Source organism: Thioalkalivibrio sp. ALE12, assembly GCF_000381105.1.
Taxonomy (GTDB): domain Bacteria; phylum Pseudomonadota; class Gammaproteobacteria; order Ectothiorhodospirales; family Ectothiorhodospiraceae; genus Thioalkalivibrio.
Genome location: NZ_KB905919.1, coordinates 1 through 15,000 on the forward strand (window position 1 = coordinate 1; position 15,000 = coordinate 15,000).

15 protein-coding genes and 2 rRNA genes (1 of these 17 only partly in view) are annotated in these 15,000 nt (G+C 65.5%); 7 read left to right on the forward strand and 10 right to left on the reverse strand.

Annotated elements, in window-relative coordinates:
- Positions 1–502 precede the first annotated feature (502 nt).
- The 4 genes from F614_RS0113070 to F614_RS0113085 all read right to left on the reverse strand — a co-directional run bounded on the left by F614_RS0113070 (position 503) and on the right by F614_RS0113085 (position 3,456).
- Positions 503–1,114 carry a DUF3501 family protein gene (locus F614_RS0113070; protein ID WP_018876077.1) on the reverse strand — a complete coding sequence of 204 codons (612 nt, stop codon included), beginning with the start codon at positions 1,112–1,114 and terminating at the stop codon, positions 503–505.
- A gap of 47 nt (positions 1,115–1,161) precedes the next feature.
- The gene (locus tag F614_RS0113075; protein ID WP_018142071.1) at positions 1,162–1,467 is read right to left on the reverse strand and encodes an encapsulin-associated ferritin-like protein; all 306 of its coding nucleotides are present in this window, start codon (positions 1,465–1,467) and stop codon (positions 1,162–1,164) included.
- 63 nt (positions 1,468–1,530) lie between these two features.
- Positions 1,531–2,883 (reverse strand): heterodisulfide reductase-related iron-sulfur binding cluster, encoded by a 1,353-nt coding sequence (locus F614_RS0113080; protein ID WP_018876076.1) that lies wholly within the window; start codon positions 2,881–2,883, stop codon positions 1,531–1,533.
- Between the two features lie 153 nt (positions 2,884–3,036).
- Positions 3,037–3,456: a rubrerythrin family protein gene (locus tag F614_RS0113085; protein ID WP_017940769.1), complete on the reverse strand. Its 420-nt coding sequence runs from the start codon at positions 3,454–3,456 to the stop codon at positions 3,037–3,039.
- Positions 3,457–3,691: 235 nt separating this feature from the next.
- Between F614_RS0113085 and F614_RS0113090 the strand changes: the two genes are divergently transcribed.
- The 4 genes from F614_RS0113090 to queD are packed head-to-tail and all read left to right on the forward strand — an operon-like array spanning position 3,692 to position 7,242.
- Complete coding sequence (locus F614_RS0113090; RefSeq protein WP_018876075.1) at positions 3,692–3,997, forward strand: exodeoxyribonuclease VII small subunit; 306 nt, start codon at positions 3,692–3,694, stop codon at positions 3,995–3,997.
- A 10-nt stretch (positions 3,998–4,007) separates the two neighbouring features.
- Entirely contained in the window at positions 4,008–4,901 is an 894-nt protein-coding gene (gene ispA / locus F614_RS0113095; protein ID WP_019559054.1) for a (2E,6E)-farnesyl diphosphate synthase, read from the forward strand.
- A 14-nt stretch (positions 4,902–4,915) separates the two neighbouring features.
- The gene (dxs, locus tag F614_RS0113100; protein WP_026329868.1) at positions 4,916–6,817 is read left to right on the forward strand and encodes a 1-deoxy-D-xylulose-5-phosphate synthase; all 1,902 of its coding nucleotides are present in this window, start codon (positions 4,916–4,918) and stop codon (positions 6,815–6,817) included.
- A gap of 41 nt (positions 6,818–6,858) precedes the next feature.
- The gene (gene queD, locus F614_RS0113105; RefSeq protein ID WP_018865805.1) at positions 6,859–7,242 is read left to right on the forward strand and encodes a 6-carboxytetrahydropterin synthase QueD; all 384 of its coding nucleotides are present in this window, start codon (positions 6,859–6,861) and stop codon (positions 7,240–7,242) included.
- 322 nt (positions 7,243–7,564) lie between these two features.
- On the opposite strand, the gene F614_RS0113110 is transcribed toward queD, so the two are convergent.
- From F614_RS0113110 to F614_RS0113120, 3 genes are read right to left on the reverse strand one after another with little or no spacing between them, the layout of a single operon-like run.
- Complete coding sequence (locus F614_RS0113110; protein WP_018876072.1) at positions 7,565–8,983, reverse strand: PhoH family protein; 1,419 nt, start codon at positions 8,981–8,983, stop codon at positions 7,565–7,567.
- 32 nt (positions 8,984–9,015) lie between these two features.
- Complete coding sequence (locus F614_RS0113115; protein WP_018876071.1) at positions 9,016–9,492, reverse strand: peroxiredoxin; 477 nt, start codon at positions 9,490–9,492, stop codon at positions 9,016–9,018.
- 57 nt (positions 9,493–9,549) lie between these two features.
- A complete protein-coding gene (locus F614_RS0113120; RefSeq protein WP_018865808.1) occupies positions 9,550–10,104 on the reverse strand; it encodes a glycine cleavage system protein R in 555 nt (184 codons plus the stop codon).
- 228 nt (positions 10,105–10,332) lie between these two features.
- Between F614_RS0113120 and dapA the strand changes: the two genes are divergently transcribed.
- The 3 genes from dapA to F614_RS0113135 are packed head-to-tail and all read left to right on the forward strand — an operon-like array spanning position 10,333 to position 13,178.
- Positions 10,333–11,211 carry a 4-hydroxy-tetrahydrodipicolinate synthase gene (dapA, locus tag F614_RS0113125; protein ID WP_018877304.1) on the forward strand — a complete coding sequence of 293 codons (879 nt, stop codon included), beginning with the start codon at positions 10,333–10,335 and terminating at the stop codon, positions 11,209–11,211.
- 8 nt (positions 11,212–11,219) lie between these two features.
- Positions 11,220–12,386, forward strand: a complete 1,167-nt coding sequence (gene bamC / locus F614_RS0113130) for an outer membrane protein assembly factor BamC (RefSeq protein WP_019559056.1) — start codon at positions 11,220–11,222, stop codon at positions 12,384–12,386.
- Between the two features lie 21 nt (positions 12,387–12,407).
- Positions 12,408–13,178, forward strand: coding sequence for an MBL fold metallo-hydrolase (locus F614_RS0113135; protein WP_019559057.1), 771 nt, complete (start codon positions 12,408–12,410; stop codon positions 13,176–13,178).
- Between the two features lie 196 nt (positions 13,179–13,374).
- Here F614_RS0113135 and F614_RS0113140 read toward each other — a convergent pair whose 3' ends face one another.
- The 3 genes from F614_RS0113140 to F614_RS0113150 form a co-directional block, all read right to left on the reverse strand.
- Positions 13,375–13,581: a hypothetical protein gene (locus tag F614_RS0113140; RefSeq protein WP_026329869.1), complete on the reverse strand. Its 207-nt coding sequence runs from the start codon at positions 13,579–13,581 to the stop codon at positions 13,375–13,377.
- Positions 13,582–13,718: 137 nt separating this feature from the next.
- Positions 13,719–13,834 (reverse strand): 5S ribosomal RNA (rrf, locus tag F614_RS0113145).
- Positions 13,835–13,945: 111 nt separating this feature from the next.
- A 23S ribosomal RNA gene (locus tag F614_RS0113150) occupies positions 13,946–15,000 on the reverse strand (it continues 1,824 nt past the right edge of the window).

Below are 15,000 nucleotides of genomic sequence, written 5' to 3' on the forward strand. Positions count from 1 at the left end.
TACCATCAACCACTTCAGGGGTCCGTTCGTGCAGCGTGACCCAAACCAACGGGTCTCCGGGAAACCCGGGGCGGTTCATTCGGATGGCAATAACTATTGTTGTGTCGTGGGGCTGGAATACCTTCTGTCTTGACCTTCCCCCCCCCGTATGGAGCCCCTCGCGGAGGGCGTGATGGGCCGGGAGAAGGCGCTGGATGTCTGAGCGGAGCCGAAGGCGCAGCGAGTTCAGCGCCGCCGGCCCAGCGCGTCCGGAGCGAGGTTCCCGGGCGAAATCCGGGTGCCCTTCTTTGGGTCCTTTCTTGGGCAAGCAAGAAAGGACCTCGCGGCGCGCTGGCGAGTCAGCGCCGGGCAGTATGTGGACCGGAACCACCGTAAACACCAAGCGACGATCCAGGGCCAGCCACCACGAGGCAGGCGGCCAGACGAAGCCACAGTCCGGCATGCGCCGGAAACGAAAAAGGCGCCCGGAGGCGCCTTTCGTGAAGCGGGCATAGGGACCGCGTCAGTTGACGGCATCGAGGTCGGCCGCGAGCGACTCGCGCGTGCCCTCGGCGACGGCGTCCAGCCGGTGGCTGTAGTTCTCGTGCTCCACCCCCACGGCAATGGCCGCACCGGACTTCGCTGCGGAGACCATCTCCGGGGTCAGCTCGAAGCGCAGGAAGTGCACCGAGGAGGTCTTGTCATCGGTCTCGCGATCCAGGTCCTCGTTCGCGATCGGGTAGACCTTGTCGTGGCCTTCGACCTGCACGTAGGTCTTGCGCTCGATCCCGATCAGCTTGGACAGCTGTACCTTGCGCTCGTCCACGTCCGGATACTCGACCATCATGGTCGCCTTCCAGTTGGAGCCATCCGGGATCAGCGGATTGTAGGCGTCGAGCTCGTCCTGGATGCCCTCGGCATCGAAGATCTTCTCGACCCGCAGCATCTCCTGGATCTGGTACTGCATGGTCTTGCGATCCTCGAAATGCAGGGTCACCGCCGGACCCACCTGCACCACACGATCCCGCTTGTGCTGCATCACCTCGCTGCGGAACTGGGGGCGTACCTCGTGGTACTTCTCCAGCGAATACAGGTCTTCACGACTCAGCTTGTCCACACTTGCCTCCATCTGCATCTCGATACCTCCGTCTCATCGGACTGGCCCGCCAGGACCGGCACCCCTCAGTGATCGTGGTGGTGCCCCGTCTTCGTGTAGTCCTTGTCGGACCAGAGGTTGTCTTTCAGTTCGTGGTCGAATACCGGGTTATGGCGCCGGATCCACTCCAGCACCATCGCCGCGTGTTCGATCTCCTCGTCACGGTTGTGCGCGAGGATCGCCTTGAGCTCCTCGTCCTTGCAGCCGTCGATGCGCTGCTGGTACCAGTCCACCGCCTCGAGTTCCTCCATCAGCGAGACGATCGCACGGTGCATTTCGCGCGACTCGTCGCTCAGTTCCTCGACGGGTTCGTGGTAGCTGTCACTGGCCATGTCTTTTCTCCATTCCCGGGCGCGTCTTCCCGCCCGTGTCGCGTCCTGTGGGTCGAGCGCCGCCTACAGACCGTAGGCCTGGCGCAGCAGGGTCAGCGGGTGCTCGGGCGCCTTGTCCTCGCCCTTGCCCTGCAACCCGTTTTCGATCATGTGGCCGGCCATCGGGCAGTCGCTCGAGTAATGATCCGACTCGGCCTTCTGCACGCGGCTGACCACCGGGCGGCAGATCTTGCTGGCCGTTTCATAGAATTCGCTCTTCACGCCATAGGTACCGTCGTGCCCGGAGCAGCGTTCGATGACGTCGATCTCGGTATCCGGCACCAGCTTCAGCAGGTCACGGGTCTTGAGCCCCATATTCTGCACTCGCAGGTGGCAGGCGGCGTGGTAGGCAATCTTGCCGAGCTTCTCGGGGAAGTCGGTGTTGAGCTTGCCGTCCTTGTGCCGCTCCATCAGGTACTCGAACGGGTCGAAGATGCGGTCGCGCACCGCGATCACATCGGCGTCGTCCGGGAACATCAGCGGCAGTTCCTGCTTGAACATCAGCACGCAGGACGGCACCGGGGCGACGATGTCGTAGCCCTGGTCGATCATGCGCTTCATCGCCGGGATGTTGGCGTCCTTGGAGGCCTCCACCGACTTCAGGTCGCCCAGCTCCAGCTTGGGCATGCCGCAGCACTGTTCCTTGTCGACCAGGGTGACTTCGATGCCGTTGTGCTCGAAGACCTTGACCAGGTCCTCGACCAGGTGCGGCTCGTTGTAGTTGCCGTAGCAGGTCGCATAGAGGGCGACCTTGCCCTGGGTGGCGCCGGCAGGCTCGGGGTTGCTGACCCCCTTCGCGGCCTTCGCGAGGCGCGAACGCCCCTTTTTCGAGTGGTATTCGGGGACCGGGGCATCCGGGTGCACGCCCATGGTCTTGTCGAGCATCTTGCGCACGGCACCGTTCTTGTTCGCGGCGTTGACCGCGCCGGCGACCACCGGGATACCCGCCAGCTTGCCGACGGTGTCGGTGCTGGACATCAACTTGTGCGCGGTCTTCGCGCCCTCGTTCTGGAAACGAAAGGCCTTGGCCCGAAGCATCAGGTGCGGGAAGTCCACATTCCATTCGTGCGGGGGCACGTAGGGGCACTTGGTCAGGTAGCACAGATCACACAGATAGCAGTGATCGACGACCTGCCAGTAATCCTTCTTGTCGACCCCGTCGACCTCCAGGGTCTCGGATTCGTCGACCAGGTCGAACAGGGTGGGAAAGGAGTTGCACAGGCTTACGCAGCGACGGCAGCCGTGACAGATATCAAAGACCCGCTCGAGTTCGCTGAACAGCGATTCCTCGTTGTAGAACTCGGGGTTCTTCCAGTCCAGCGGATGACGGGTCGGGGCTTCGAGACTTCCTTCACGTTGGTGCGTCGGCGCAGACATGCATCCCTCCGGTGTCCGTATCAGTACGATGCTTCGGGGGAAACACGGAACAACATGCGGGCCCGGCCGTCAGGCACCGCCCACAGGCTGTTCCGTGTCTCCCGGAAAACGGGGCCGGTAACCGGCCCCGCATACTTCCCAGGCAGGAGACGATCAGTCGTCCAGCTGGTCCAGCGCCTTCTGGAAGCGGTTGGCGTGGGAACGCTCCGCCTTGGCCAGGGTTTCGAACCAGTCGGCGACTTCGTCGAAGCCTTCGTCGCGCGCGGTCTTGGCCATGCCCGGGTACATGTCGGTGTACTCGTGGGTCTCGCCAGCCACGGCGGTCTTCAGGTTCGCGGAGGTGGAACCGAATTCCAGGCCGGTGGCCGGGTCGCCGCAGCTCTCGAGGTATTCGAGGTGGCCGTGGGCGTGGCCGGTTTCGCCTTCCGCGGTGGAACGGAACACGGTGGCCACGTCGTTGTAGCCTTCGACGTCCGCCTTGGAAGCGAAGTACAGGTAACGGCGATTGGCCATCGATTCGCCGGCAAAGGCCTCTTTCAGGGCTTCTTCGGTCTTGCTGCCTTTCAGATCCATGGTGCTCTCCTTCTCTCTATGGGTTCTACACAACCACAGGAATGCCTGTGCAGACGGCGGTTTAGACTGGGTCTAAACTGTACGAAAACTCTAGTCCGCGCCCGGTTCAGTGTCAACCGGAAGCCCTCCGCATCATGGGGGCGTCTGTCCCATAATCAAGGGCGGACCGGCGGTACGTCTTTCCTCGCCGCAGCGGATCGGATACTTTCTCACCTTTTCGACCCGGTGATCCATCATGACCGACCCTTCCAGCGCCGACAGCCCGGCGGAATTCGAAGCCAGCCTGGAAGCCCTGGAGGCCCTGGTTGCCCGGATGGAGTCCGGCGAGCTGGGCCTGGAGCAGTCGCTGGGCGAATTCCAGCGCGGCACGGAACTCGTCAACCGCTGTCAGCGCGCCCTCGACGATGCTCAGCGCCGCATCGAGGCCCTGGCGCAAGAGACACCGGCGGACGCCTCTGCCCAGAATGACCACGGCGGGAACACGAACGTTCCCCGGACAGCGGAGCCGAACGACAGCACGGATCCCGATGTCCCGTTCTAGCGAAACGCCGTTGACCGCCATCGATGCCGAACAGGCCCTGTCCCACTACCAGCAGCGCATCGAGGCCGTTCTCGACCGCCACCTGGCCGTAGACGGCGCCCCGGACCCGCGCCTGATCGAGGCCATGCGCTACGCCACGCTGTCCGGTGGCAAACGCCTGCGCCCGGTACTGGTCTACGCGGCCGGACGGACCACCGCCGCCCCGGACGTAGTCCTGGACGCAATGGCCGCGGCCGTGGAGATGATCCACGTCTACTCCCTGATCCACGACGACCTGCCGGCGATGGACGACGACGACCTGCGCCGTGGCCGCCCCACCTGCCACAAGGCCTTCGACGAGGCCACGGCCATTCTGGCCGGGGACGCCCTGCAGGCGCTGGCCTTCGACGTGCTGACCGGCGGCGTGGCGGACCTGCCCGGGGCGACGGGGCTGCACGCCGTGCGCGAACTGGCGGGGGCGGCCGGCCTGCACGGCATGGCCGGCGGTCAGGCGATCGACCTCGGCGCCTGCGGCCAGCCCATCGACCTGCCGGAGCTGGAGCGCATGCACCGGCTCAAGACGGGTGCCCTGATCCGCGCCTCGGTCCGGCTGGGCGCCCTGGCGGGCACACCGGACCCCGAGGCGCTGGGGCGACTGACGCGCTATGCCGAATGCATCGGCCTGGCGTTCCAGATCCGCGACGACGTACTCGACGTCGAGGGCGACCCCGAGGTCCTGGGCAAGGCCTGCGGCGCGGACGCCCGGCTGCACAAGCCCACCTTCCCCTCGCTGCAGGGCCTGGAGGCCTCGCGCGAACGCGCGGTGGCCCTGGTCGACGAGGCCCTCGCCGAGCTGCAACCCTTCGGCCAGGAGGCGGACTTGCTTCGCTTCCTCGCGCGCTACATCGTCGACCGCATGAACTGAACCGGCCCGCACCGATGACCCCAACCCCCTTGCTGGATGCAATCCAATGGCCCGCCGACCTGCGGGAGCGCCCGGCCTCGGAACTCGCCGGGGTCGCCGGCGAGCTGCGCCAGTTCCTGATCGAGAGCGTCTCGCGCACCGGTGGGCACCTGGCCGCCAACCTGGGGACCGTGGAGCTCGCGATCGCGCTGCACTACGCCTTCGACACCCCCGACGACCGCATCGTCTGGGACGTGGGGCATCAGGCCTACGCCCACAAGATCCTGACCGGGCGCCGGGAAGGGATGGCCGGTCTGCGCCAGTATGGCGGCCTGGCCGGCTTCCCCAAGCGCTCGGAGAGTGAATACGACGCCTTCGGGGCCGGCCACTCCAGCACCTCCATCAGTGCCGCAGCCGGCATGGCCCTGGCCGCGAAGCACGCCGGATTGGACCGCCGCCACGTGGCGGTGATCGGCGACGGCGCGATGACCGCCGGGATGGCCTTCGAGGCGCTCAACCACATCGGCGACCTCGACTGCAATCTGCTGGTCATCCTGAACGACAACGACATGTCGATCTCGCCCAACGTCGGCGCGCTCAATCAGTACTTCACGCGGTTGCTGTCGGGCCCGCTGTACAGCTCGGTACGCGAGGGTTCCAAACGCATGCTGGAATTCGTCCCGCCGATGAAGGCCTTCGCCCAGCGCGCCGAGGAACACATGAAGGGCATGTTCGTGCCCGGCACCCTGTTCGAGGAGCTGGGTTTTCGCTACTTCGGCCCGGTGGACGGACACGACGTCAACGGTCTGGTCTCGATCCTGAAGAACCTGCGCACCACCCAGGGCCCGCAACTGCTGCATGTGGTCACCCGCAAGGGCCAGGGCTACGCACCGGCCGAGGAAGACCCCTGCCGCTACCACGGCGTGTCCAAGTTCGAGCCGGCCAATGGCCTGGCCCCCGCGGCCCCGAAGGCGCCCACCTACACCGACATCTTCAGCCAGTGGCTGTGCGATCAGGCGGCGGCCGACGAGCGCCTGCTGGGTATTACGCCGGCGATGCGCGAGGGCTCCGGCCTGGTCGCCTTCTCCGAGCAGTTTCCGCAACGCTATTTCGATGTCGGCATCGCCGAACAGCACGCGGTGACCCTGGCCGCCGGCATGGCCTGCGAGGGCCAGAAGCCCGTGGTCGCGATCTATTCGACGTTCCTGCAGCGGGCCATGGACCAGGTGATCCATGATGTCGCCCTGCAGAATCTCCCGGTGCTGTTCGCGGTGGACCGTGCCGGGATCGTGGGCGCCGACGGCCCGACCCATGCCGGCACCTTCGACACCGCACTGCTGCGCACGGTCCCCAACATGCTGCTGATGGCTCCCGCGAACGAACGGGAGTGCCGCCAGATGCTGTCCACCGGCTACGCCCACGAGGGTCCGGCGGCGGTGCGCTACCCGCGCGGCGGCGGGCCCGGCGAGCTGCCGGACGGTGGCCCCGAAGACCTGGAGACCCTGCCGGTCGGCCGTGCCGAGGTCGTGCGCGAAGGCCGGAGCCTGGCGATCCTCAACTTCGGCACCCTGCTGGACACCGCCCTGGCCGCCGGCGAGGCGCTGGATGCGACCGTCGTGAACATGCGTTTCATCAAGCCGCTGGATACCGAAGTGCTCGCGCGGCTGGCCGCCAGCCATGACGGCTTCGTGACCCTCGAGGACCACGCCCGTGCCGGCGGCGCCGGCAGCGCGGTACTGGAATGGCTGTCCGCCGAGGGACTGACCCTGCCCTGCCAGGTCCTGGGCATCCCGGACGTCTTCACCGAACACGGCTCACGCGAGCAGATCCTGGCCGACTGCGGTCTCGACACCGCCGGCGTGCTGGCCGCGATTCGCCACGCATCCGGGCAGGAGAATTGCGCGGAAGACGGCGGCCGGCTAGGCTTCGCGGGCTGACACAACCCCGGCCGGCGACGGCCGCTCGCCCGGAAAAGATCATGAGTGCCCGCTACACCCTCCGCGTCCTGACCGACTTTGCCTCCGCGCATACCCTGCGCGATTACCCGGGGCAGTGCGCGAACATGCACGGGCACAACTGGAAGGTGGAGGCCGAGGTCCAGGCCGAGACCCTGGACGACGCCGGCATGGCGGTGGACTTCAAGGTGGTCAAGACCGCAGCGCGCGAGATCGCCGGGCAGCTGGATCATCGCTATCTGAACGATGTCCCGCCGTTCGACACGGTCAACCCGACCGCCGAGAACATCGCGCAGTGGTTCTTCCGCCAGATGGCGGAACGCCTGAACCGCCCGGGCCTGCGCATGCATGCCCTGACCCTGTGGGAGACCGACCGCGCCTGCGTACGCTACAGCGAGGACGGCTGAGCCGACCCATCGGCGCCAGCACAGGCACCGTCATTGCGAGGAGCCGAAGGCGACGCGGCAACCTCCGTCCGAAACCAGCAGATCCCGTCACCGCGCCAGCCACCAGAGAGTGCCGCAGCGCCTGTCACGGCCTCGCAACGACACGGAATCTTATCGTCATCGCGGGGAGCGAAGCGACGTGGCGAACTCCGTCCGGAACCATCTGCTTCCATAGCTGGCTACCCACCAGCTTCCGGAGGTTGCCGCGGCCCCTGCGGGGCCTCGCAATGACGGTGCCCGTTTCCCGCTCCGTTGCCGCCCCCGGGCGTGCCTTACCCGCCGTCTACAGATGATTCGAGGCGTAGTCCGCCAGCCGCGAGCGCTCGCCGCGGGTCAGTGTGATATGCCCGCTGTGGGTCCAGTTGCGGAAGCGGTCCACCACGTAGGTCAGGCCCGACGAGGTCTCGGTCAGGTACGGGGTGTCGATCTGCGCGATGTTGCCCAGCGCCACCACCTTGGTCCCCGGTCCGGCGCGGGTGATCAGGGTCTTCATCTGCTTCGAGGTCAGGTTCTGCGCCTCGTCCAGGATGATGTAGCGATTGAGGAAGGTGCGTCCGCGCATGAAATTCAGCGAGCGGATCTTGATGCGGCTGGTCAGCACGTCGTTGGTCGCCGCACGGCCCCATTCCCCGGCGCCCTCGGACTTGGACAACACCTCCAGGTTGTCCATCAGCGCCCCCATCCAGGGTGTCATCTTCTCTTCCTCGGTCCCGGGCAGGAATCCGATGTCCTCGCCCACCGGGACCGTGACCCGGGTCATGATGATCTCCTTGTAGGTGTTGTCCTCCAGCGTCTGCGCGAGGCCGGCGGCCAGGGTCAGCAGGGTCTTGCCGGTACCGGCGGCGCCCAGCAGGGAGACGAAATCCACCTCGGGATCCATCAGCAGGTTGAGTGCGTAGTTCTGTTCGCGATTGCGGGCATTGATGCCCCAGACGCTGTGACGCGGGGTCATGTAGTCGTCAACCAGCTCGATCACCGCGGACTCGTTCGGCTGGTCGATCTCCAGCACGATCGCGGATAGCGGGTTCTCCCCCTCGCGGTAGACGAACTGGTTGGGCTGCCACTCGCTGACCAGCGGCCCGGTCACGCGATAGTAGGTACGCCCGGATTCCTGCCAGGAGTCCATCCTGGTGCCGTGCGTCTCCCAGAAATCCGCCGGCAGCTCGGTCATGCCCGAGAACAGCAGGCTGACATCGTCCAGCACCTGGTCGTTGTAATAGTCCTCCGCGTGCAGGCCGATCACCGCGGCCTTGATGCGCAGGTTGATGTCCTTGGATACCAGCGTGACCGGGGTATCGGGGTATTCCGACTTCAGCGCCTGGGCGGTGGCGAGGATGTCGTTGTCGGCCGAGGACCCCGGCAGGGAGGCCGGCAGGCTGGCGTTGAGATTGCGGGTCTGGAAGAACAGGCGGCCGCTGGGTGCGAACGTCGATTCGCTGAGGGAGTCGGCCTGCAGGGGCAGCCCGGCGGCGATCTGTTCGTGCTGCGCGCCGGTGGTGAGTTCGTCGATGAAGCGCGAGACCTGGCGCACGTTGCGCGCGACCTCGGAAACCCCCTTCTTGCCGCGATCCAGCTCCTCGAGTACGACCATGGGCAGGAAGATGTCGTGTTCCTTGAACCGGAACAGCGCCGTGGGGTCGTGCATCAGGACATTGGTGTCCAGGACAAACAGGCGTTTCGGATCCTGGTCGGTCGCGTTCATGGCACCTCCGGAACGGGGGTAGGGTAAGGGGGTCAGCTCCCCGCGAGTTCGCGCACCGCCGCGAGGACCTCGTCCACGTGGCCCGGCACTTTCACCTTGCGCCACTCCTTGCGCAGCACGCCGTCGGCATCGATCAGGAAGGTGGAGCGCTCGATGCCGCGCACCTGCTTGCCATACATGTTTTTCATCTTGATGACATCGAAGGCATTGCACAGCGTCTCGTCGCCATCGCTCAACAAGTCGAACGGCAGTTCCTGCTTGGTGCGGAAGTTCTCGTGGCTCTTCACGCTGTCGCGCGACACACCCAGGATCACGGCGCCGGCCTCCTGGAAGGCATCCAGGCTGGCGGCAAAGTCGCGGCTCTCGTTGGTGCAGCCCGGCGTGTTGTCCTTGGGGTAGAAGTAGAGGACCACGATCCGGCCCTGGAAGTCGGCCGGGCCCAGGGTCTGGTCGCCGGTCGCCGGGACGCGCAGGTCAGCGGGGACGGGTTGGTTGATTGCGATGCTCATCAGGCGTTGCTCCTTGATTCGTGGGTCTCGAAGCGGAAGGCCGCGTGCCCGGCGGCTTCAGGCCTTGATCGGGTCCAGCACGCCATCCACGTTCAGTTCGTCACAGAAATCCATGAATTCGCCGCGGAGACTGGCGAGGTGCTGCCCGGCGGGGATATCCACCACCATGTTGGCCGCGAACATGCGCGCCCCGGTCTGCTGGGCAATGTAGACCCGGGTCTGAACGTCGCGCAGATTGACCCCGCGGCTGGTGAAGAAATCGGCGAGGGCATTCAGCAGGCCCGGCGCATCCAGGGCTACCGCATCCACGGCATACGGCATGGCGGCCTCGGCGCGCTCCTCCAGTGGCCCGCGGCGTGCCACCACCACCAGCCCCATCTCGGCTTCGAGCCGTTCCAGACGCGATTCCAGCGTGCCGAGGGTCTTCCAGTTGCCGCTGGCACTGAGCGCCATGCAGCAGTACCCGCCCACGACCGTGATCCGGCTCGATTCGAGATTGCAGCCGGTATCCACGATCACGCGGGTCACGCTGGAGACCAGACCCGGCTGGTCGGGCCCGATCAGGTTAAGGATCAGGTGGGTATGGGCACCCGTGCCGACCACTTCAGCCATGCGGCACCCGCCGGCGGCGTGCGGGAACGGGGGCGCGCCATTCCCGGGAGGGACTCGGCATGAAAGCGACAACAGGCATGATGGCTCGCAACATACCACCTTGCCCGGGCGGCGCCAACGGCGTCGCGCCGCGCGAAACCGGGCATCGGTGGCATGCCGGCCGCGGGAATCTTGAATGCCTTGTCACCCGCCCGTTAGACTGCACCATTCCCGATGTTGGAGGAGTCGATGTTTCAAGGCAGCATGGTCGCACTGGCGACCCCGATGCACGCGGACGGCAGCCTGGACTGGCCGGCGCTGGATCGGCTCCTGGAATTCCACATCGAGGCCGGCACCGATGCCATTGTCGCGGTCGGCACCACCGGCGAATCCGCGACCCTCGATTTCGACGAACACTGCGAGGCGATTGCCCACACGGTGAAGACCGTGGCCGGGCGCCTCCCGGTGATCGCGGGCACCGGCGCGAATTCCACGCGCGAAGCCATCGCGCTGACCCGTTGCGCGAAGGAAGGTGGCGCGGACGCCTGCCTGCTGGTGTCCCCGTACTACAACAAGCCGACTCAGGAAGGCCTCTACCTGCATCACAAGGCCATCGCCGAGGCCGTCGACATCCCGCAGATCCTGTACAACGTCCCCGGCCGGACCGCGGTGGATCTGCTGCCCGAAACCGTGGAGCGCCTGGCCGATATCCCGAACATCATCGGGATCAAGGAGGCCACGGCGAGTAACGAGCGGACCGCCGAACTGGTCGCGCGGGTCGGCAACCGCATGGACCTGTACAGCGGCGATGACGGCAACGGACTCGCCTTCCTGCTGGCGGGTGGCCACGGGATCATCTCGGTCACCGCGAATGTCGCCCCCCGTCTGATGGCGGCCATGTGCCGCGCCGTCCGCGAGGGCCGACCGGACGAGGCGCGCGCGATCAACCGCCAGCTGGACGGCCTGCACTCCGCGCTGTTCCTCGAGGCCAACCCGATTCCGGTCAAGTGGGCACTGCATCGCATGGGACTCATGGAGGACGGTATCCGTCTCCCCCTGACTCCGCTGTCCGAACCCTTCCATGCGCCGGTCCTGGACGCCATGCGCCAGGCCGGCATAGAGGTCTGAACCCCGACATGAAACACTCCGCCCCGCTCCGCCGCCGCGCGACGCGCACCGCCCTTGCCCTGGCCACGAGCCTCGCCATCGCCGGGTGTTCCACCTCGGGCGACCGCCAGACCGGTCCCCAGTACGAAATGAGCCGGCAGATGGACAATCTCGAAGTCCCGCCGGACCTCATCGCCCCCGACAGCGAGCGCGCCTACCGCATCCCGGATGCGCCGGGCGAGCGCGTCAGCGCCCGCGAGATGCAGCAGGACTCCCAGGCCCGTCAGCAGCAGCGCCAGCCGGCCGACACCACCGCACCGGTGCAGACCGACGCCCGCGTCCTCCCCGAGTCCGCCGAGGTCCAGCTGATGCGCGAAGGCAGCGTACGCTGGCTCAGCGTCGAGGCGCCCCCGGAGGAACTGTGGGATCGCCTTGCCGCCTTCTGGGACAGCCAGAATCTGCGCCTGGAACGCAACGAGCCCCAGGTCGGCATCATGGAGACGGAATGGGCCGAGGACCGTGCCGGCATCCCGCTCCGGGGCAGCCAGAACATCTTCGCGCGGGCCCTTGGGAACGTGTACGACGCCAACACCCGGGACAAGTACCGGCTTCGCGTCGAACGCGACAACGGGCACTCCGCGATCTACATATCCCACCGGGGCGCGTCCGAGGAGCCCGAGAGCGAAACCTGGCGCTGGGCCATGCGGCCCTCTGACCCGGAACTGGAAGCCGAGATGCTCAATCGGCTTCGCGTCTTCCTTGCCACCGGCGAAATGCCGGAAGGCAGCGCCCGGGTCGCCGAGACCATCGGGGACCGCCCGACCGAACTGCACCAGACGGAACACGAAGGCCAGCCGGTGCTGGTCATCGGCAGCGCCTTCGACCGGATGTGGGCGCAAATGGGGACGCTCCTGGATCGCGCCGGGCTGCTGGTGGACGAGCAGGATCGTGACACCGGGACCTTCGAGGTGACCTATCGCCCCGACGTGGTCGGTGAAGGCGAAAGCGGCGGGTTCTTCAGTCGCATCTTCGGTCGCGGCGGAGACCGTCGCGAAAACGAACGCTACCAGGTTCGCCTGACCGACATGGGCGACGGCGACCTCCGCATCGAGGCCCGTGATATCGAGGGGGACCCCCTCCGGCGTCGCGATGCGGAATTCGTGCTGGAGCGCATCGAACAGCAGATTCTCCGTTAATCCCTCCGCGGTGCCGACGCGATGATCCGCTTCTGCTCCCTCGGCAGCGGCAGCGCCGGAAATGCCCTGGTCGTGGAAATCGGGGCGACCCGTCTCCTTGTCGACTGCGGCTTCTCGGTCCAGGAACTCGAACGTCGCCTGGCCCGGGTCGATCTTGCACCCCGCGACCTGACCGCCGTCCTGATCACCCACGAGCATGCGGACCACATCGGCGCCGCGGGCCCGCTGTCCCGGCGGTACGACCTCACCGTTTTCACCAGCCCGGGCACCCGCCTGGCGGCCCGCGACGATGGCTTCGCACACGTCCAGGAGATCCAGGCCGACGCCCCGCTGGACATCGACGACGCCTGGGTCTGCCCCTTCACCGTGCCCCACGACTCGCGCGAGCCCACCCAGTTCGCCTTCTCCGACGGAGACCACCGATTGGTGCTGATGACGGATGCCGGGCATATCTCGCCCCATATGGTCGCGATGGCGAGTGGCGCGGATGCCCTCTTGCTGGAGTGCAACCACGACCCAGCCATGCTCGCCGCCGGGCGTTATCCCGCGTCCCTGAAGCGGCGCATTGGCGGGGGCTACGGGCACCTACCCAATCATGCCGCCACCGACCTGCTGCGCAACATTGAGCAGTCCCGCCTCCGGCACGTCATCGGGATGCACCTCTCCACCGACAACAACGATGAGGCGCTTGCCCGAGCGGCCCTCGCAGACGGGCTCGGCTGCACCCCCTCCGACGTCGACATCGCAACCCAGGACCAGGGCTTCGGCTGGCGCACCACCGCACCCGCCTGACACGCGACCTGGCCTGACGCACCCGGGCTGGACTGGCCGAACATCCCTCCCGCGGCATCACGCCCGCAGTCGCCCGACCGCAGGGCCCACTTCCGCATCGACTGAGGACACAGCGCGCTCTTACCCCGCCCAGGCCAGATCGACTACACCGCCCGTATCCGCCGCGCTCAGTCGGCAACCTCTGAACAGACCGTTTTTAGCGCCGCGATTCTCGCAGGAAATAGAGCCCGCCAATAACGAACGCCACCCCGATAATCGTTGCCAGCGGTCCGCCGAATCCCGCGCCTTCCCTTGGCGCAATCGGCGTAAACGCCAGCTGGCCGCCAAAAAATGCGTAGAGCCCGATCCCGAGCAGTACAAGCCCTACGATCACCAGCCCACCATCGGTCCTTTTTCCTCGCACAATACCTCCCCGCCTCCTGTGCCCAAGTGCCGCACCCGCCACCACGGGCATCGCGTTACCTTGGATCCAAGCCTGCCTCGAAAACGCCCATAAAAAAAGCCCGACCCCCATGACTGGGAATCGGGCTTCGGATTAATGCCTGGCGGTGACCTACTCTCACATGGGGAGGCCCCACACTACCATCGGCGCAGAGCAGTTTCACTTCCGAGTTCGGGATGGGATCGGGTGGTTCCTACTCGCTATTGCCGCCAGACAAACTGGCCAGATAACACGGCTTATGCCGAGTCGTCTGAATTCGGAATGCATTCTAGGCGTGTGTACTTCGTGATGTGTCAGACGAGACCACCAACACTTTGGGTGTTATATGGTCAAGCCGCACGGGCAATTAGTACTGGTTAGCTACACGCGTTACCGCGCTTCAACACCCAGCCTATCAACGTTGTAGTCTTCAACGGCCCTACAGGGACCTCAAGGGTCCAGGGAGATCTCATCTTCAGGTGGGTTTCCCGCTTAGATGCTTTCAGCGGTTATCCCTTCCGCACTTAGCTACCCGGCAGTGCCACTGGCGTGACAACCGGAACACCAGAGGTGCGTCCATCCCGGTCCTCTCGTACTAAGGACAGATCCTGTCAAATCTCCGACGCCCACGGCAGATAGGGACCGAACTGTCTCACGACGTTCTAAACCCAGCTCGCGTACCACTTTAAATGGCGAACAGCCATACCCTTGGGACCTGCTTCAGCCCCAGGATGTGATGAGCCGACATCGAGGTGCCAAACACTGCCGTCGATATGGACTCTTGGGCAGTATCAGCCTGTTATCCCCGGAGTACCTTTTATCCGTTGAGCGATGGCCCTTCCATACAGAACCACCGGATCACTAAGACCTGCTTTCGCACCTGCTCGACGTGTCTGTCTCGCAGTTAAGCACCCTTATGCCTTTGCACTCGTCGCGCGATTTCCGACCGCGCTGAGGGTACCTTCGCACTCCTCCGTTACTCTTTGGGAGGAGACCGCCCCAGTCAAACTACCCACCACACACGGTCCCCGACCTGGATTACAGGCCTGGGTTAGAACTCCAAACTTGCCAGGGTGGTATTTCAAGGGTGGCTCCACCGAGACTGGCGTCCCGGCTTCAAAGCCTCCCACCTATCCTACACAAACAAGCTCAAAGTTCAGTGTGAAGCTGTAGTAAAGGTTCACGGGGTCTTTCCGTCTAGCCGCGGGTACACAGCATCTTCACTGCGATTTCAATTTCACTGAGTCTCGGGTGGAGACAGCGCCGCCATCGTTACGCCATTCGTGCAGGTCGGAACTTACCCGACAAGGAATTTCGCTACCTTAGGACCGTTATAGTTACGGCCGCCGTTTACCGGGGCTTCGATCAAGGGCTTCGCCGAAGCTAACCCCATCAATTAAC

Coding starts and splice junctions, on each gene's coding strand:
- F614_RS0113070 (WP_018876077.1), bottom strand. CDS start 1,114: ATGCAGATGGAGGCAAGTGTGGACAAGCTGAGTCGTGAAGACCTGTAT.
- F614_RS0113075 (WP_018142071.1), bottom strand. CDS start 1,467: ATGGCCAGTGACAGCTACCACGAACCCGTCGAGGAACTGAGCGACGAG.
- F614_RS0113080 (WP_018876076.1), bottom strand. CDS start 2,883: ATGTCTGCGCCGACGCACCAACGTGAAGGAAGTCTCGAAGCCCCGACC.
- F614_RS0113085 (WP_017940769.1), bottom strand. CDS start 3,456: ATGGATCTGAAAGGCAGCAAGACCGAAGAAGCCCTGAAAGAGGCCTTT.
- F614_RS0113090 (WP_018876075.1), top strand. CDS start 3,692: ATGACCGACCCTTCCAGCGCCGACAGCCCGGCGGAATTCGAAGCCAGC.
- dxs (WP_026329868.1), top strand. CDS start 4,916: ATGACCCCAACCCCCTTGCTGGATGCAATCCAATGGCCCGCCGACCTG.
- queD (WP_018865805.1), top strand. CDS start 6,859: ATGAGTGCCCGCTACACCCTCCGCGTCCTGACCGACTTTGCCTCCGCG.
- F614_RS0113110 (WP_018876072.1), bottom strand. CDS start 8,983: ATGAACGCGACCGACCAGGATCCGAAACGCCTGTTTGTCCTGGACACC.
- F614_RS0113115 (WP_018876071.1), bottom strand. CDS start 9,492: ATGAGCATCGCAATCAACCAACCCGTCCCCGCTGACCTGCGCGTCCCG.
- F614_RS0113120 (WP_018865808.1), bottom strand. CDS start 10,104: ATGGCTGAAGTGGTCGGCACGGGTGCCCATACCCACCTGATCCTTAAC.
- dapA (WP_018877304.1), top strand. CDS start 10,333: ATGTTTCAAGGCAGCATGGTCGCACTGGCGACCCCGATGCACGCGGAC.
- bamC (WP_019559056.1), top strand. CDS start 11,220: ATGAAACACTCCGCCCCGCTCCGCCGCCGCGCGACGCGCACCGCCCTT.
- F614_RS0113135 (WP_019559057.1), top strand. CDS start 12,408: ATGATCCGCTTCTGCTCCCTCGGCAGCGGCAGCGCCGGAAATGCCCTG.